This window comes from Variovorax sp. 05N34, from assembly GCF_056397405.1.
In genome coordinates this window covers 361,691-378,847 of sequence record NZ_JBFTNI010000001.1, presented here as the reverse complement: position 1 = coordinate 378,847, position 17,157 = coordinate 361,691, and the positions used below count along the sequence as shown (strand labels likewise).

The window sequence follows — 17,157 nt, the reverse complement described above, 5'->3', positions numbered from 1 at the left end:
TGCAGCGGGCAAGCGACACGTCGTCGGCACCCGCGCGCAATCTATCACGAGGTTCTGCTCGGCATTGAGGTTCATCCCATGAGTCAGATCGGCAAGCCACCGGGCAACGACGCTCTCATTCGCGTCGGCTGCGAGCCGACAGGTTGCCCGCCGGCATCCAAGCCATGGGTGCTGGCCGCGGCGATCGTCGGTTCGAGCATGGCCTTCATCGATGGCACGGTGGTCAACGTGGCCTTGCCCGCCATACAGGCGGACCTGCACGCGACCGCATTCCAGGCGCAATGGGTCGTGGAGTCGTACGCGTTGTTTCTTGCGGCGCTCTTGCTTGTCGGCGGATCGCTGGGCGATCATTTCGGACGGCGCAGAATTTTTGCCATTGGCGTCGGGCTCTTCGCACTGGCCTCCATCGGCTGCGCAATGGCGGGGAGCGTGCAGCAGCTCATCGTTGCGCGTGCCGTGCAGGGGATTGGCGGTGCGATGCTGGTGCCCGGCAGTCTCGCGCTCATCAGTGCGTCCTTTCCCGAAAAGGAACGCGGGCGCGCTATCGGAACATGGTCCGGGTTCAGCGGCATCACTGCAGCGATTGGTCCGGTGGCAGGCGGATTCCTTGTCGATCACTATTCGTGGATCTGGGCGTTCCTGGTGAATGTGCCCATGGCGGCGATCGTGCTGCTGATCGTGTGGCGCCATGTGCCTGAAAGCCGCGGCGGAGATTCGGCGGCGCCCCTCGATCTATGGGGCGCGGCGCTTGCAACGATCGCGCTGGGCGGCGTCGTGTACGCATTCATCGAGGCGCCGACGCAAGGCTGGTCGTCAGTGCCGGTGATTTCAGCATTGGTCATCGGGGTTGGGGCGAGCATTGCGTTCGTCATCGTCGAGCTGCGGGTGCGTTCGCCGATGCTGCCGTTGTCGCTGCTGCGCATTGCCAACTTCGGCGGCGCGAATCTGCTGACTTTGCTGTTGTATGCAGCGCTGGGTGGCGGCTTGTATTTTTTCCCCCTCAATCTCATTCAGGTGCAAGGCTATTCGGCCACAGCGGCGGGCGCTGCATTCTTGCCGTTCATCCTCATCATGTTCGCGCTGTCTGGCTGGGCAGGGCAGTTGGTCGATCGGTTCGGCTCGCGATTGCCCTTGGTGATCGGGCCGAGCATTGCGGCCGTGGGCTTCGCGCTCTTTGCGCTGCCGGGGGTTGGTGTCAACTATTGGACGGCCTTCTTTCCGGCTGTGGTGGTGCTGGGTTTCGGCATGACGATCACGGTCGCGCCATTGACGACCACGGTGATGAATGCAGTGGGGCCGGATCTTGCGGGAATCGCATCGGGGGTGAACAACGCTGTGTCGCGCACGGCCTCTGTGTTGGCGATTGCGGTGTTCGGCGTCGTCATGGCCTGGGCCTTCGATGCGCGCCTTGCCGAAGGGCTGCGCGAGGTCGGTGCATCCGCACAAGCGGCTGCGTTCGTTGAAGCGCAGCGCAGTCAGTTGGCCGGCGCGAGGTTGCCCGAGGGGATCGACGCCGCGGCGGCTGCGGCTTTGAGACAGACGGTGAATGCGTCGTTTGTATCGGGGTTTCGATGGGTGATGGTGTTGTGTTCGGGGTTGGCGCTGATGAGTGCCTTGAGTGCGTGGGTGATGATCGGGCGCGGGCCGCGTGCGGTGACTGCGCCCGGTGTCGGCTGACAGGTGCGACTCCCGCTTGCGCCTTCCGCCTAGCCGCGCTGCCCCATGTCTGTCGCGATCATCAACGGCACCGCCGCGACAGCGACGACGCAGATGATCACGAAGTACAGCCAGCCGAGCATTTGAATGAAGCCGGAGTTGGCATGTTGGCCCATGCGTGTGCGGTCGCCCGCCAGCTTGAGAATAGGGTAGTAGCTGAACGGCAGCACCACTACGGCGAAGATGACCGAATACTCCACGATGTCCACCGGATTGAGCACGGTCGAGGCGATCGCCGCGCCGGCCACGATGCAGGTCACCCACGCGAGCGTGAAGCGTGGCACTTCGCGCGGCCGTTTGCTCTTGCCCCAGGGCCACCCGAAAAACTGTGCGATGTTGTAGCCCGCCGCCAAGGCCGTTTCCACCGCAGCGCCCCCCACAGCAAAGAAAACGCCGCAGAGCGCCAGTACGAAGCCGTTGCGGCCCAGCGTCGCTCCGGCAGACAGCAGCGCGGTACCGAGGTGTTGCGGATCAATCCCTTGAGGCAGAAACATGGCTGCACCCACCACCATGAGCGACATGGTCAGCACGCCGCCGAGAGCGAAGCCCACGCCAGCCGTGACCTTGTTGACCGTCAGGTCCTTCGGCGTCCAGCCGTCCTCGAGCCCGCCCGACGAGTAGAAGTAAACCTCGTATGGCATCAGCAGCGAACTGAGCACACCCACGGCGTAATAGGCGTACAACGCCAAGCCCGGCTGCCCCGGGCCCGGCGGCCCGGGCAGCAGCCCGCGCGCAGCGGCATGCCAGTCGGGGCCGAGGCGCCATGCAGCGGCTACGTAGACAAGCAATGTCAGTCCGAGAATGCCGAACAACCGCTCGATCCAGCGAAAGGGAAGAACAAAGACGGTCAACAACAGCAAGCCGCTGGCGGCCAGCAGCATGAGCCGAAAATCCAATCCGAACAGGACCTGCAGGATGATCGCCATGCCGCCGATTTCGGCCGCGCAGGTGAGCAGGTTCACCAAGTTGGAGGCGACCAGAATCACGAGAGCCGGCCGAAAACGGAAGTGCTCGCGCACGATCTCGAAGGTCGGCTTCTTGATGACGGCGGCGATGCGGCCGGACATCTCACAGTACAACGCGATGCCAATCGTGCCAAGCAGCACCGCCCATAGCAGCGCATATCCGAACTTCGCGCCTCCCGCGATCGCGAATACCAATTCGCCGATGTCGACGAAGCCGCCCAGAGCGGTCATCACGCCCAATATCAGTTCCAGCCACTGGCTCACTGGGGCTCCTCGAGCGATTGGGCACGGCGCCCGAGTTCGCCGAAGGTCGAAACGAGCGCGATGAGCTGCTCCGGATCGTCACGCGACGGCCCGATGCGCGCAAGCGCAGATTCCACGAGCCCGTCGACAGCGGCCACCTGCTCAACGCGGGCCTGAAGCGCGGGCGGCACGTGCCGGTGCAGGTCGCGCCGGATCTGCAACGCATGCTCCTGGAGTGCACGCTGGTGCGTCCACACGAAGTTCTCGTTCACGTGGCCCTCTGCAAACAACTTTGCCATCAGCGCTGATTCGGCGGCGAGGCTTGAGACAGCGCGGGCAGCCTGGCGCAGATCTGCGGGATCGAGTTCAGCGCGTGGTGCGTTGCAGCCTCCCGCCAGCATCGCGGTGGCGGCCACGACGGCGACGGTGATGCGCAGGCCTCCATTGAATGAAGCTCCAATTGCAGGGAACAGGCGCGGGCGCGTTCGCATGAGAGGAGGGTATGGGTCGCGTCTCATCCCGTGGTGTAGGCCCACAGCCCGGAAAACTGCATGCCCTGGTCGGGTTCGTTCAGGGAAGGATATGGAGCGGTGCGAACGACTTCACCAGGTCGTCCAAAGCCTTCAACTGCGCCAGGAAAGGCTCCAACTGATCCAGCGGCAGAGCGCTGGGACCGTCGCATTTGGCCTGCGTTGGGTCAGGATGAGCTTCAAGAAAGAGGCCCGCCAAGCCCACGGCCAGGCCGGCACGCGCCAGTTCGACCACTTGCTCGCGCCGCCCGCCAGAGACAGCGGCATTCGCCTCGCGTTGCTGGAGGGAATGGGTAACGTCGAAGATGACAGGCAAGTTCCCGGTGACCTTCTTCATGGCGCCGAAGCCAAGCATGTCCACGACCAGGTTGTCGTAGCCGAAGCAGGTTCCTCGGTCGCACAGGATGACGGGAGAATTCCCGGCCTCCCTGATTTTTTCGACAATGTTGAGCACCTGCGGCGGACTCAGGAACTGAGGCTTCTTGACGTTGATGACCTTGCCCGTCCTGGCAAGAGCGACGACCAGATCAGTCTGGCGGGCGAGAAATGCAGGTAGCTGTAGAACGTCCACCACTTCGGCGACGGGATTCGCCTGCCATGGCTCGTGCACGTCGGTGAGGACGGGAACGCCGAACTCTGCCTTGACGGCCTCGAAGATCCTCAGGCCCTCTTGTAAACCGGGACCTCGATACGAATGGATAGACGAGCGATTTGCTTTGTCGAAACTTGCCTTGAAGACGTAGGGGATGCCAAGCTTCCGCGTGACGCGGACGTATTCCTGCGCGGCACGCAGTGCCATGTCTTTCGACTCGAGTACGTTGACGCCGCCAAACAGCACAAAGGCATTGGTGTTGCAGACATTGATTGCGGAGGTGATGGCGACGGTCGACACGGCGAGTTCTCCTGGAGTGTTCCTCATATTCTCGCGCTCCCTTCGGCCAAGAAATCGTGCTCTTGAGAACGGGAGAGCGGTCAGCAGAGCCATGAAGGTTTAGCATGCTCCGGCGGTCGCGACTGGCTGTAGCCGGCCCAAAATTGATAGCCTGGAAGTCCCGATCGAAACATGGAAAAAGGAGAATCCGAATGAGTGATGTCTACCGCCCCAAAGGGCTTTCAAGCGCAGTGACCTATCAAGATCCAAAGGCTGCTTACCGCTGGCTCGAAACCGCATTCGGGTTTGAGCCGCTTTTCGTGATTCTTGATGGCGACGGCAATCTTGTTCATTCTGAAATGTCATTCGGCAATTCGGTCGTCATGATTGGTAGCCAATGGAGCGACGACCACAAGAGTCCTCGCGCCATCGGCGGCAAGAATACCCAGTCTGTCCATGTGCAACTCGCGCAAGGCGAGGATCTCGACGCGCACTGCGCGCGTGCACGGGGGGCCGGCGCCATCATCTTGCAGGAGCCTGCAACTCAGTTTTACGGCGATCGGACCTATCGCGCGAAAGACCCCGAGGGCCATATCTGGACTTTCGGCGTGACCGTTCAAAAGCTGACGCCTGAACAATGGGACAAGGCGAGCGGACTCACAACGCGGGCGCGGCTCGACTGACAGCAAAAGGTGTGGTATTTCGCGCTCGACCGCAATTGTGGAGAGACAAGGCTGCCTGTGAGGCGGTTTCACCGATCGTTGCCGATAGGATCACCACACCCACTTCAAAGTCAACATGACCAAGCGCAATACTGAAACCATCCTGCGCACCTACGGCTTCTGGATCCTGTCGTCACTGCGCGATGAATGTCGCGAGTTCCTCGAAGCAAACACGCTCAAGGAATTGATCGAGAGCCCTGGCAACCTGCGGTCGACGGCGCTGTTTCGCGATCAGGCGGATGGAACGGTCGAGGTGGTCATCCTGGCGTTGTGGGACTCGATGGACAGCGTCAAAGCGTTCCTCGGCAAGCAGGACTTGCGCAAGCCCAGGATCGATCCGACAGTTCACGCCAAGCTTTTCGACCGTGAGCCCTACGTGCGGCAGTACGCGCTTTCCGACCCGGACGCGCTTTCGCTGATCCCGCCGGGCTGGAGGTAGGACTGCCACTCGTTATTGGGGAGCCACCACCGCCTCATCGACCGCACGGATCGGCGTCCCCACCCAAGCCAGCACCGCGGCCACCACCAACAGCAACCCCGAGCCCGCGAACAACTGCGGCAACGACACCACCCGCAACAGCCACCCTGCAGCCGCCGAAGCCACGGGCACGAGCCCCATGAAGATGAACATGAACAGGCTCATCGAGCGGCCCAGCATGGCGGGCGGCACGCGCTTCTGCACCCAGGTGAATACCGCCACCTGCATGAAGCCGCCGAGCACACCCACCAGCATCATCAGCAAGGCGCCCTGCCAAGCGGCGGTGATGCCGCCCATGGGCACGAACAGCAGCCCGATGGCAATGTCGGCCAGCAGCACGCTGGTACCCAGAGTGCCGATGCGCAGTCCCGGCCGCAGTCCAGACATCACCATGCCGAGCAAGGCGCCTGCGCCGTGGCCCCCAAGCATCACCCCGAGGGCCGAAGCGCCCAGCGCGGGCCGGCTTTCCGCCAGCACCGGCAGCGCGATTTGCAACGGACCCAGGACCAGCAATGCGACCGCAGCCCAATAGAGATAGAGGGTGCGCAGCTGCGCATCGTCCCAGACGTGCCGCATGCCGCTGACCATGGAGGCCCAGATCGGCGCGTGCCGCGCGGGGTCCGTCGGAAGGGCGCGCATCTTCACCTGGGCGAGTGTCCAGGCGGAGAGGGCGAAGCTGACGGCGTCGAGCGCGAGAGCCGCCGCGACTCCACCTGCGTCCTGCACGCCACCCGAGCCGCCGCCGAACACCGCGATCAGCACGCCCGCCGCGAGTGGCCCGACGAACATGCTCAGCTGGCGCACGCCCATCATCACGCCGTTGGCGGCACCCAGTTGCGCGGGAGGCAAAGCGTGCGGCAGGATCGACGTCCCGGATGGAATGCTGAAGGCACTGCTGATGCCCAGCGCCAGCGACAACGCGTAGATTGCTGGCAGCGTCAGCGCGCCTCGCCACACGCCCAGCGCCAGCAGCGCCAGCAGCACGAAGTTGACGTGCTTGGTGAGCATCAACACGCGCTGCGGCGAGAAGCGGTCGACCACCGCGCCGCCCACCAGGATGAATACGGCGCGCGGAATGCCCACCAGCGCCAGCACGGTACCCAGCGCCACGGTGTCGCCGGTCAGGCGCAGCACCAGCCAAGGCAGCGCGAGCAGGGTGAATTGGTCGCCCAGCAGCGAGATGGCACTGCCGGTTATCAGCCAGCGGAAGTTTCGGTCCTGGAAAAGGGCCGCGCGCGCGGCCGGGTCTGTCTTCGTCGTCATGTCGGTCCTCTGTAACGGGGCCGACTGTGCGGGCTCACGCTACGTGAGGGTCAAGCACCTTCATCGACGGGCGACAGGAATTCGCGCACTTCGCGCCCGAGCGGCAGGCCGGCGAGCAGCAGGGGGTGCCCAAGGTGCAGGGTGGCGAGCATGGTGAACAGCGCGGCGTTGCCACCGCACGTCTCGTGCAGCAACGCCGCCCAGCGCTTGCGCAGCGCCCGCGCCTTCGCGCCATCGCGCGGCTCGCCCGCCCGGAGCAAAGCCTGGCCCTCGGCATCGATCGTCCGCGCCTCGGTGTCCGGCATGGGCGGCAGGCGGAATTCCACGTCGCCGCAGTGCTCCTGCATCAACCGCACGCGCAGCTGGATGGCCGACTCCATGAACTCCATCATGTCCGTCGGCGGCGCCCCGCCTTGCCCGCGCACCTTCGACTCCTGACGGAACATGGCGCCCCAACGGTTCATCAGCGCGTAGTTGCCGCCCATCCAGCGCACCATCAGCATCGTCCAGCGGCGGGTGAGCACCTGGCACTCCCACGTGTCGATGCCGCCGCCCGTGTCCATGTAGCGCCGTACCTCAACCTGCAGCTGCAGCCAATCCAGCTCGACGCCGGCATAGGCGCCGAGGATCTGCTTCAGCTCGCCCGCTTCGAAGTAGCGGCCGAAGGTGGTCATCATCGAAAGCGTCTGCACCCAGTCTTGCATGCTGGGGTTGCCCCCTTTGCGCAGCATGTCGTGCATCAGCGCCAGCCGCTCGCGCAGTTCGGTGGCTTGGCGGATCTGGTGGTCCAGCGCGTGCATCTGCTGCTCGATGACGCGCTGCGGAGCAGCTTCGCTGCCATCGAGGAGAGGGCCGATCTCGGCGAGGGCCAAACCCAGGTGCCGCAGCGCCTGGATGGCGTGCAGGCGGACGACATCGGCTTCGGAGTAGAGACGGTAACCGGAGTCGGATCGGGCGGAGGGCTTGAGCAGTCCGATCTCGTCGTAATGGTGGAGGGTGCGGACGGTAAGACTGGTGGAGCGGGCGAGGTCGCCGACTTTGATGCGCATGGAGGGATTGTGGCGTTGCGGGTTCCTGTCACGGCGGGCAACCGCGAACTTCAGCAGTTCAGGCAGCTCGACGGCATCCGCTTCACGAGCCGTCAAAACCGGTATGAAGCGAAGACGCCGTAAGTGGTTTGGATCTTGTCCTCCGTGATCGGACTGCGTTTGGCATCCCCCTGGAGCCAGGCCGCGACCACGCTTGCGCCGAGGCCCCATTGGGCATTCAACTGGTACTGGGCGCCGACGGAAAAGCGGACCGTATTGACTCCGCTTCCCGCCGAATACTGGGGAACTCCGGCAATCACACTTTGTTCGGCATTGATTCCGAAGAAGGTCTGGGTGTATCTGCCGTTGGCCCAGGTGACGCCGGGCCCAGCGGACAGAGCGAATCTTTCATTGACGGGGTACTTCCCTTCGACGTCAATCGCGATTCGAGTCCCTTGGTCCTTGCCCGAAATGTCGGACACGAGGAAGCCCCGGACAGTCAGCCAATCGTGGGTGTATGCAGCGAATACGCTGCCCAGTGCCGCCTCGGGAATGTCGCCCCAACCCTGAAGGATCGGCGCATCGGAAGCCTTGCGAGGCTTGGTCAGTTCTCCGCCCAACGCCACACCGAAACGCCAGGATTCGTTCTGAATGAGATTGAAGCCCACTCCAAATGGAAAGCCGGCCCCCGGGGTGCCGCCGATGAAATAGCGACCATAGTTGGCAGTGACGAGTGGCAAGGCCACGAGCTGGGCATCGCCGCTGCCGGGATACTTGGGTCGACTGAAGACTCCGAGACCAGCGGAGAAGCGCCAGGCATCATCGCCGGCCGTCTGGTCCATTCGGGCCTGGGCCAGCACATCTTGCGATGAGAGTGCGCTGGCGAGGATCGCCCCCATGAGAAAGATTCGACCGCTACTTCCGCGACTGTGCATCATTGGACCTTAAGGAAAGCGAAGAGATGGGGGAGTGCCAAAGGGCAGGGCTCATTTTTGCAGGGCCATCCCTTAGTTCGCCAACAATTGACCAGATTGACTGCGCCTAGTGTTTGACCTAGGGTCTGCTCCCTCAATCCGGCCGTGGCATCCACGAGACTGTATGGGCACCGACGTGAAGGAACGGAAGCAAGCGAAATGAAAGCAGAGCAACCCGAGGTCTTCATCGACGCACTGAAGTTGCGGTTCAGGCAGAACATGCGTAGACACGTTGGAGTCGACTGGGCCGACGTCCATGGCCGTTTGCAAAGCAGCCCCGACAAGCTGAGGTCGCTTCATGAGATGGAGAGGACGGGAGGCGAACCCGATGTCATCGGGACAGCGGACGATAGCGGCGCATACCTTTTTTGCGATTGCGCCGCCGAAAGTCCGCGGGGGCGCAGGAGCTTGTGCTACGACGCACAAGCCTTGAATTCCCGGAAACAGAACAAGCCGCAGAACAACGCCATCGACATGGCTGCGGCTATGGGCGTCTCGCTATTGACGGAGGCGCAATATCGCGAACTTCAGCAGTTCGGGGAGTTCGACTTGAAGACGTCCAGTTGGGTGGCAACACCGTCTGACGTCAGAAAACTCGGTGGCGCTCTGTTCTGCGACAGACGTTACGGCAAGGTCTTCGTTTATCACAACGGGGCCGAGTCTTACTATGCCGCGCGAGGGTTCAGAGGCTCAGTGAGGGTCTGAGCCTGAACGCCGCAGTCGACCCGCAGCGTACACGACGATCAACGGTCCAGCAGCAGCCTCATCGATCCTCCAGGTAGTTGCCGGCGTCAAAGACCACCGGCTCCGCGTCCGGGTCGAAGCTCACTCCGGCTGGGTCTTCGCCTGCTTCAAGAAGCGCCAGTTGCGCCTTCAGGTAGCGACGCAGCATCGCGATGCCGCGGTCGGACGTCGCCAGATGCTCCTCCGAGTGCCGCGTGATCGCGCCCTGGCTCACCATCGCCTCGTAGTCACCCGGCATACGCTGGTGCTCTTCTTCGGTGAGCTCTTCCCAGAGCTTGCCGTTCATGCGCGATCGCATGCGAGTGAGCTCGCCCTTTTCGCTCACGCGGCCGACCACGAAGATGCGGAAGCTGCGATCGTCGATCGGCAGGATCCACCCCAACGACTCCACCCGGCCGTAGCGTCCGACGCGAGGGCTAGGAATGACGCGCAACGTCGGCATGGCCGCTTGGCTGATGCGTCGGAACACCTTGCCATCCGCCAGGCGCCGAACAGAGGTTGTGCGCACCCCGAGTTCGAAGGTGTCCCAACTGACCTCGGGCATCTGAGCCATCTGCTCGACGAACTGGGTGCCGCTGAAGCTCGAATGCAGCACCACCACGTGAAAGGGGTCAACCAGGTTCTCGTAGTGCTGCAGCCAATTGCAAGGGATGACTTGCGGTCCGCCGCCGCCGATGCTCGCATCGTTGGTTTCGATGATCTCGCCTTCGTCCAAGCGCTCTAGCGCGTCGTAGCGCGGCAGCGTCGGCTTCTTTTCCGGCGGCCCCATGTAGGTCCAGACGAGGCCGTAGAGCTCCTGCACCGGGTACCAGGGTTGCCGAATGCGGCCGCGGGCGCGCCCGAGTTCAGGCTCGCAAGGCTGCTCCAGGCAGTGACCCTCCGCATCGAACAACCAGCCGTGGTAGCAGCAGCGGATGCCGCGCTCTTCGACCCGGCCGTAATAGAGCGACGCGCCGCGATGGGCGCAGTTCGGATGCACCAGGCCGGGCCGCCCGCTCTTGTCCCGAAAGAGGATCAGGTCTTCACCGAGCACCCGGACCTTGCGCGGTGTGTCGCTGGCATCGCCTGTCAGCCCGATCGGGTGCCAGTAGCGACGCAGCAGTTCGCCCATCGGCGTGCCTGGGCCCACCTCGGTCAGTGTCGGGTTGTGGGTCCCGGGCTTGCGTCCATATGCAGTGCCCGTATCGACGGCAATCGGGATCACTTTTTCGGCGGTCGTGGAGTTCATCGGTGTTCCTGGTGCTTCAATCGGCGGTCACGCCTGCGGCCTTGATCAGCTCGGCGACCCGCGGAAAGTCGGCCTGATAGCTGGCTCTGAATTCCGCCGGCGTGTTACCGAGCGGCTCGAATCCGAATGCGATCAGCTTCTGCTGTACTTCGGGGATGCGAGTGATCTCGCGAAGCGCCTGCGTCCACTGCTCGATGACGGCAGACGGCGTCTTGGCGGGCGCATAGACGCCGATCCAGCTGTCCAGATCGAAACCAGCGAAGCCCTGCTCGGCGAAGGTGGGCACGTTGGCCATGGTCGAAACGCGGCGGCTTCCCGCAATGCCCAGCACCTTCATGCGCCCAGCCTGTGACTGCGCGCGTGCGGTGGACGGATTGGCCCACGCGAAGTCCAGCACGCCGCCGATCATGTCGTTGTGCGCGGCCGCCTCGGCCTTGTAGGCCACGTGGGTCAGCGCAATGCCACTTTGGCGCTTGAGCAGTTCGCCCATCAGGTGCGCCTGCGAACCGTTGCCCCAGGTGCCATAGGTCAGGCCTGGGTGTTGTTTGGCATAAGCGACGAATTCCTTGAGGTTGGAGTAGGGCGCGTCCGCGCGCGCCACCAGCATCGGCCCGCCGGTGGCGAGCTGCGAGATCGGCTCAAAGTCCTTCACCGGGTCATAGGGGAGCTTGGGCTGCAGGATCGCGTTGTTGATGTGGGTCAGCGGCAGAGTAAACAGCACGGTGTAGCCGTCGGGCGATGCCTTCGCCACGGCGTCGGACGCGAGGATCCCGCTCGCGCCCGGCTTGGCTTCCACGATCACGCTCTGGCCCCAGCGCTGCTGCAGCTTCTCGGCGTAAACGCGCGCGATCACGTCGATCGGCCCGCCCGCCGTGCCGAAGGGCACGATGCGAATCACCTTGGTCGGAAAGGCGGCGCCGGTCTGTGCCGAGGCGAGCGGCGCCGCAGCGGCCAGAGTGAGTGCGATCAGGCCGGTCACCCAGGCGCGCCTGCGCGCCTGGATACCGCCAAGGGGACGGCGAGCGGTCATGGTGTGGTCTCCTTCATCTTGTGAGTACGCATACGATAGGCGTGCTGCCTGGAGCGATCAATTCGAACGTTTGGATAACTGATATGGATCGTGCTGATATTCGCGGCATCGACCTCGCGATGCTTCGAGCCTTCGATGCGCTGCTACGCGAGCGAAGCGTTTCGCGAGCCGCCTCTCGCTTGTTCCTGAGCCAGCCGGCGGTCAGCGCTTCCCTCAAGCGACTGCGCGAGGCCTTCGGCGATCCGCTCTTCACGCGCACGCCCCATGGCATAGCGCCCACGCCGTTCGCGCTCGCCCTTGCGCCGCGCGTCGAAGCCGTATTGAACAATCTGCAGGGCCTGTTGAACATGGACCGCGCATTCGACCCGGCGACATCTGACCGGATCCTGCGCGTCTCGGGCAGCGATCACAGCAGCCGCGCGATGCTGCCGCTGTTGTGCCGGGAACTCACGGCCTGCGGGTCGCACATCCGCCTGGCATGGGAACTGGCGGACTACAGTCAGTTGCCTGAAAAGCTGCGCAAGGGCGATATCGATCTTGGCCTACTACCCCGTATGGCGCCGGCGGCAGGTGTGGAATCGGTGCTGCTGTATGAGGATACGTACTTGGCGGTCGCGCGCCGTGGCCATCCTCGATATGCAAACGGAATGGATCTCGAAGGCTTTTGCGCCATGCCGCACGTAGTGCTGGGGCAGAGCCGTTCGATGCTCGACGACACCATCGATCAGATCCTTGCGCGCCGCGGTCTGGTCCGCCATCTGCAGGCCGCCGTCACAACCTTCAGCCAGATGTCGGACCTTGTGGCGAGCACCGATGCAATCGCGGTCTTCCCGCAGCGCGTGGCTAGTCGATACGCAGAGCTGCTGGACGCGTTGCCCTTGCCTTTCGAGTTGCCCAGCTACCGCTTGTACGTTTGCTGGAATGCACGATCGGACGCGGATGGAGCCGTGCGCTGGCTGCGCGAGACCATGGTTCGGCTTGGTCGCATGGAGCACTAGCGGACCTGATGAGTTTGGGGCGCATGCCCGAGAATCTCCGCATGTCCCATGCAGTCTCCCACCTGCGCTCTGCCCGCCTCGCACGCAGCGCCAAACCCTTTCTCGCTCGTGGTGGTTTCAAGCGAGAGCGCTGCATGGACTGCCGGCTGGTGCCCAGCCATTGCATGTGTACCTTGCGCCCTTCGTTGAACACGCGCGCAGGGGTGTGTTTGCTCATGGCGGACATCGAACCACTCAAACCCACCAACACGGGCTGGTTGGTCGCCGATGTGGTGGCCGATACCTTCGCCTTCGGTTGGTCTCGCACCGAAGCCGACCCGGACCTCCTGGCCTTGTTGGGTGACTCGCAATGGCAGCCCTACGTAGTGTTCCCGGGCCAGTACGCAGCGCCGGAGCGGGTGGTGCGCACCGTTCAACCGCCCGAAAGCCTGCCGACTGCGGCCGCGCAGAAGCGCCCGCTCTTCATCCTTCTGGATGGGACCTGGTCCGAGGCGCGCAAGATGTTCCGAAGAAGCCCCTACTTGGACCGACTGCCGGTGCTCAGCCTGGAGCCCGACCGGACATCGCAATACAAGCTGCGCAACTCCGGGCGCACGGACCATTTCTGCACCAGCGAAGTCGCCGCCTTGTGCATGAATCTCGCGGGCGAACGCGTTGCCGACCAAACGCTGGAAGCCTACCTGGCGGTGTTTACCCACCACTATCTGCACGCGAAAAGCCAACAGCCCGTCGTGTGGGATGGCGTTGCCCATCAGCGATTGCACGCGTTGTCCCTCCTGTCAATTCCGAGGCGTTCTGCTGCCATCGCCAGTTCAGAATGCGGGCCAACTGCGGACTTTCGCGAAAAGCTCTCAGGATGAAAATCAAAGTCCTGTTCATTGCCATCCCTCTGTGCGTTCTGGCGACGGTTCTTGCCTTTCAGGCGGGAGGAGCGTGCGTCAAGCAACGACGCTATTGGACTGACGCACAGTTGATCGAGGTGGCCGTGACCCATATGGCGGCCCTGTCATACAGTGATCTACAGGGCCTCCGATGGAGGCCTATGTAGATGCGGACGATCACCTGCACATCTTCAAAAGACGCTGCCAGGCGTTGCGCATCTCGTTTTCAAGGGCCGCCATCTGGTCTGCCACCCGTGTCTCGCGCCGGATCGCGAAGATGCTCTGTCCGGCCGCTTCATAGATAAGCCGTGCGTCATCGTGCTCGTGGATCGATGCGAACACATCGCCCGTGAGCGCCTGCTGCAAGGGCATCGGCAAGGGCTCGGGACTATCGGAGGCAGACCACGCGTCGATCCAATCGCTGCGCACGACGCGACATGGCTTGCCGCTGTGGGCGCGCGTGATCACGGTGTCTTCGCTGCTGCTGTCGATCAGTCGGCGCAGCAACGCGGGCGGCGTGTGGTTTTCGGCGGCGGCCATCCACAGGGTGCCCAGCCAGCCGCCCTGCGCGCCCATCGCAATGGCCGCAACGATCTGGTCGCCATTGCCGATGCCGCCCGCCGCGAGCACCGGCGTATCTCCGGCGACAGCAACGATCTGCGGCACCAGTGAGAAGGTGCCCACGGTTCCGGTGTGGCCACCGGCGTCATAGCCCTGTGCCACGAGCACATCCACGCCCATCGCCAACGCCTTCTGCGCATGCCGGACCGAGCCGATGAGCGAGAAGGTCACCTTGCCCGCCGCCTTCGCGCGGGCGATGAGTTCCGGACGCAGGCCGATGGCTGTGGCAACGCCCAGTGCGTTGGAAGCCAGCACCTGCTCGATCTGCTGCTCGAAAAGCGACTCCGAGCGCACCTGCGTGGTGAAGAAACTGGGCTTGACCGGCGGCTGCACCTCGAACCGATCACGCAAGCGTTCGACGAATTCGACGTGCTCCTGTGGCAACGCATCGCGCACATCATCGATGCTGCCGCTCTGCGGCACCTGCGAAGGCAGCATCAGATCCACCCCGTAAGGACGGCCCTGCATGCGTGCATCGACCTCTTGGAGGATGTGCGGGATCTCGTGCGGCATCTCGCGTGCCAGGCCCAGCACCGGAAATCCGCCGGCCTTGGCGATCTCCACCGCCACATCGACCGAATGCGAGAAGCCGAAGATCGGGTGCGTGATGCCCAGCCTGGCGCAGATGGGCGGCCTGAGGGGCGAGGGGGTGGCGACGGTCACGGTCATTGCGGCTCGATCCCCGCTTGCTTGATGACCTTGCTCCATCGGTCGGCCTCGGCCGCGATGAAGGCGTCGAACTCCTTCGGGCTTTGCGGAGCGAGTTCGAGGCCCAGCATCTCGAGCTTGGACTTGGTGTCCGGCATCGCAAGCACCTCGGCCACGTCGGCCGACAGCTTCTGGATCACCGCATCCGGCGTCTTGGCCGGCGCCACGAAGCCGAACCATGTGCCCACCGCATAGTCCGGCAGCTTGAGCGATTCCGCCACCGTCGGCACATCTGGCAAGGCAGCCGAGCGCTTGGCGGTGGTGACCGCCAGCGCCTTGAGCTTGCCGCTCTTGATGTAGGGCGACGCCAATGCGGCCGTCAGCGGCATCATCGTCACGCGCCCGCCGAGCAGGTCGTTCAAAGCATCGGGCTGGCCGCGATAGGGCACGTGCGTGAGCTTCACGCCCGCCATCTGCGAAAGCAGTTCGCCCGACAGATGGTTGGAAGTGCCGACGCCGGCGGTCGCATAGGTCAGGGGCTCGCTGCTGCTCTTTGCGAGCGCGATGAGTTCGGGCATGTTCTTGACGGGCACATTTGGCGGCACCACGAAGACGTTCGAGATGATCCCGAAGCCTTCGATGGCACGGAAGTCCTTCACCGGGTTCCATGTCACGCCCTTGATGAGGCTTGGCGCCACGGCATGGCCGGGGCTCACGGCCAGCAGCGTGTAGCCGTCAGGCGCGGACTTGGCCACGAAGTCGGTTCCGATCGAGCCGCCCGCGCCAGTCTTGTTCTCGACGATGACGGGTTTGCCGTACTTCACGCTCAGCTTCTCGCCAACGATGCGGGCAATCGAATCCACCACGCCGCCCGCCGAGAAAGGGACGATGATCTTGATCTGCTTGGACGGAAAGGCATCGCCCTGCGCAAAGGCGGGCGCGGCTGCCAGGCTCAGCGCTGTGATGCACAGGGCGCTGAAAGCGCGGCGAGTTGAACGACGGGTCATTGGCTTGTCTCCGGTTTTTGAATTGAACGGCCTGCTATTCAGCGGCCTTGCGCGCCTGCGCCAACGCGACCGTGCGCTTGGCGATGTTGACGAGATGGATCTGGCTCGTGCCCTCGTACAGGCGAAACAGCCGCACGTCGCGGTAGAAGCGCTCTGCGACGTTGTCCGCCACGTAGCCACCTCCGCCGAAGACCTGCACCGCACGGTCGGCCACGCGGCCGCACATCTCGGAAGCGAAGAGCTTGCACATCGACGCTTCCATCGTCACGTCCTCGCCGGCATCGCGCTTGCGCGCTGTCTCCAGCACCAGCGCTCGCGCGGCATGCACCTCGACGTTGCTCTCGGCGATCATTTGCTGCACGAGCTGGAACTCGGCAATGGCCTGGCCGAACTGGCGCCGCGACGTGGCGCGATCGACCATCTCGTCGACCAGACGAACCGCCGGCCCCACGCACAAGCCCGCCAGATTGATGCGTTGCTTGTTCAACGCCTTCATCGCCGTGCGAAAGCCCCGGCCCGGCTGCCCGCCGACAATCGCCGAAACCGGAACGCGGCAGTCTTGCAGCACCACTTCGCCCACTGGCGAGCCGTGCTGACCCATCTTGCGATAGGCCGGTGGTGTGCTGAGGCCCGGTGTGCCGCGCGGAATGAGAAAGGCGCTGATGCCTGCCGCTCCCTTGGCGCTGGCATCGGTGCGCGCGAACACGGTGAACAGATCGGCGATCGGCGCATTCGTGATGAAGCACTTGCGACCGTTGATCACGTAGTCGTCGCCATCGAGCACCGCGGTCGTCATCAACGCGGTGGCGTCGGAGCCGGCATCAGGCTCGGTCAGTGCGAAGCAACCGGTGACTTCGCCACTCGCGAGGCGAGGCAGCCACGTCTTCTTCTGCGATTCGGTGCCGTCGACAACCAATGATTCCGAGGCGATGCCGGTGTTACCGCCGAAGCGGGCGCGGAAGGTGGTCGCGCATTGGGACACCTCGATGTTCACGAGCGACAGCTCTTCCGACGTGAGGCCGGAGCCGCCGTACGCCTCGGGAATGCTGTGGCCGAACAGGCCCAGGCTGCGCATGCGCTCGACGATCGCCGGCGGGATCTCATCGGTCTGGTCGACCTGCGCTTCGAGCGGCATGCATTCGGTGCGCACGAACTGGCGGACCTCGGCGACCAGCCTTGCGAAGCTTTCTGGATTGCGGATCATCGGGTT

At 63.8% G+C, this 17,157-nt stretch carries 17 protein-coding genes; 6 read left to right on the top strand and 11 right to left on the bottom strand.

What is annotated here, in order from left to right; translation table 11 throughout:
• Positions 1-78 precede the first annotated feature (78 nt).
• Positions 79-1,677, top strand: coding sequence for an MFS transporter (locus AC1DMA_RS01885; RefSeq protein WP_478143060.1), 1,599 nt, complete (start codon positions 79-81; stop codon positions 1,675-1,677).
• 29 nt (positions 1,678-1,706) lie between these two features.
• On the opposite strand, the gene AC1DMA_RS01880 is transcribed toward AC1DMA_RS01885, so the two are convergent.
• The 3 genes from AC1DMA_RS01880 to kdsA all read right to left on the bottom strand — a co-directional run bounded on the left by AC1DMA_RS01880 (position 1,707) and on the right by kdsA (position 4,346).
• On the bottom strand, positions 1,707-2,945 hold the full coding sequence (locus AC1DMA_RS01880) for an NRAMP family divalent metal transporter (protein WP_478143059.1): 1,239 nt from the start codon (positions 2,943-2,945) through the stop codon (positions 1,707-1,709).
• Positions 2,942-3,415 (bottom strand): hypothetical protein, encoded by a 474-nt coding sequence (locus AC1DMA_RS01875; protein WP_478143058.1) that lies wholly within the window; start codon positions 3,413-3,415, stop codon positions 2,942-2,944. The genes AC1DMA_RS01880 and AC1DMA_RS01875 overlap by 4 nt, the downstream gene beginning before the upstream one ends.
• Positions 3,416-3,494: 79 nt before the next feature.
• Positions 3,495-4,346, bottom strand: a complete 852-nt coding sequence (gene kdsA, locus AC1DMA_RS01870) for a 3-deoxy-8-phosphooctulonate synthase (RefSeq protein ID WP_478143057.1) — start codon at positions 4,344-4,346, stop codon at positions 3,495-3,497.
• A gap of 191 nt (positions 4,347-4,537) precedes the next feature.
• Between kdsA and AC1DMA_RS01865 the strand changes: the two genes are divergently transcribed.
• Together AC1DMA_RS01865 and AC1DMA_RS01860 are read left to right on the top strand one after the other, a co-directional pair.
• Positions 4,538-5,008: a VOC family protein gene (locus tag AC1DMA_RS01865; RefSeq protein ID WP_478123189.1), complete on the top strand. Its 471-nt coding sequence runs from the start codon at positions 4,538-4,540 to the stop codon at positions 5,006-5,008.
• Positions 5,009-5,123: 115 nt separating this feature from the next.
• Entirely contained in the window at positions 5,124-5,486 is a 363-nt protein-coding gene (locus AC1DMA_RS01860; RefSeq protein WP_478123190.1) for a hypothetical protein, read from the top strand.
• Between the two features lie 12 nt (positions 5,487-5,498).
• Here the strand turns inward: AC1DMA_RS01860 and AC1DMA_RS01855 are convergent, their stop codons facing one another.
• The 3 genes from AC1DMA_RS01855 to AC1DMA_RS01845 form a co-directional block, all read right to left on the bottom strand.
• Positions 5,499-6,788 carry an MFS transporter gene (locus AC1DMA_RS01855; protein ID WP_478123191.1) on the bottom strand — a complete coding sequence of 430 codons (1,290 nt, stop codon included), beginning with the start codon at positions 6,786-6,788 and terminating at the stop codon, positions 5,499-5,501.
• Positions 6,789-6,838: 50 nt separating this feature from the next.
• Positions 6,839-7,837, bottom strand: a complete 999-nt coding sequence (locus AC1DMA_RS01850) for a MerR family transcriptional regulator (protein WP_478143056.1) — start codon at positions 7,835-7,837, stop codon at positions 6,839-6,841.
• A 92-nt stretch (positions 7,838-7,929) separates the two neighbouring features.
• Entirely contained in the window at positions 7,930-8,658 is a 729-nt protein-coding gene (locus tag AC1DMA_RS01845) for a MipA/OmpV family protein (protein ID WP_478143055.1), read from the bottom strand.
• 291 nt (positions 8,659-8,949) lie between these two features.
• Here AC1DMA_RS01845 and AC1DMA_RS01840 point away from each other — a divergent pair, with 291 nt between their 5' ends.
• Positions 8,950-9,495, top strand: coding sequence for a DUF4256 domain-containing protein (locus AC1DMA_RS01840; RefSeq protein ID WP_478143054.1), 546 nt, complete (start codon positions 8,950-8,952; stop codon positions 9,493-9,495).
• Positions 9,496-9,553: 58 nt separating this feature from the next.
• Here AC1DMA_RS01840 and AC1DMA_RS01835 read toward each other — a convergent pair whose 3' ends face one another.
• Complete coding sequence (locus AC1DMA_RS01835; protein WP_478143053.1) at positions 9,554-10,762, bottom strand: Rieske 2Fe-2S domain-containing protein; 1,209 nt, start codon at positions 10,760-10,762, stop codon at positions 9,554-9,556.
• 16 nt (positions 10,763-10,778) lie between these two features.
• Positions 10,779-11,792: a Bug family tripartite tricarboxylate transporter substrate binding protein gene (locus AC1DMA_RS01830; RefSeq protein WP_478123196.1), complete on the bottom strand. Its 1,014-nt coding sequence runs from the start codon at positions 11,790-11,792 to the stop codon at positions 10,779-10,781.
• Positions 11,793-11,875: 83 nt separating this feature from the next.
• On the opposite strand from AC1DMA_RS01830, the gene AC1DMA_RS01825 reads away from it, so the two are divergent.
• Complete coding sequence (locus tag AC1DMA_RS01825) at positions 11,876-12,790, top strand: LysR family transcriptional regulator (RefSeq protein ID WP_478143052.1); 915 nt, start codon at positions 11,876-11,878, stop codon at positions 12,788-12,790.
• Between the two features lie 41 nt (positions 12,791-12,831).
• The gene (locus AC1DMA_RS01820; protein WP_478143051.1) at positions 12,832-13,650 is read left to right on the top strand and encodes a tRNA-uridine aminocarboxypropyltransferase; all 819 of its coding nucleotides are present in this window, start codon (positions 12,832-12,834) and stop codon (positions 13,648-13,650) included.
• Positions 13,651-13,848: 198 nt separating this feature from the next.
• On the opposite strand, the gene AC1DMA_RS01815 is transcribed toward AC1DMA_RS01820, so the two are convergent.
• The 3 genes from AC1DMA_RS01815 to AC1DMA_RS01805 are packed head-to-tail and all read right to left on the bottom strand — an operon-like array spanning position 13,849 to position 17,151.
• Positions 13,849-14,961, bottom strand: coding sequence for an NAD(P)H-dependent flavin oxidoreductase (locus AC1DMA_RS01815; RefSeq protein ID WP_478123199.1), 1,113 nt, complete (start codon positions 14,959-14,961; stop codon positions 13,849-13,851).
• The gene (locus AC1DMA_RS01810; protein WP_478143050.1) at positions 14,958-15,947 is read right to left on the bottom strand and encodes a Bug family tripartite tricarboxylate transporter substrate binding protein; all 990 of its coding nucleotides are present in this window, start codon (positions 15,945-15,947) and stop codon (positions 14,958-14,960) included. Before AC1DMA_RS01810 ends, AC1DMA_RS01815 begins: the two co-directional genes overlap by 4 nt.
• Positions 15,948-15,981: 34 nt before the next feature.
• Entirely contained in the window at positions 15,982-17,151 is a 1,170-nt protein-coding gene (locus AC1DMA_RS01805) for an acyl-CoA dehydrogenase family protein (RefSeq protein WP_478143049.1), read from the bottom strand.
• Between the last annotated feature and the right edge of the window lie 6 nt (positions 17,152-17,157).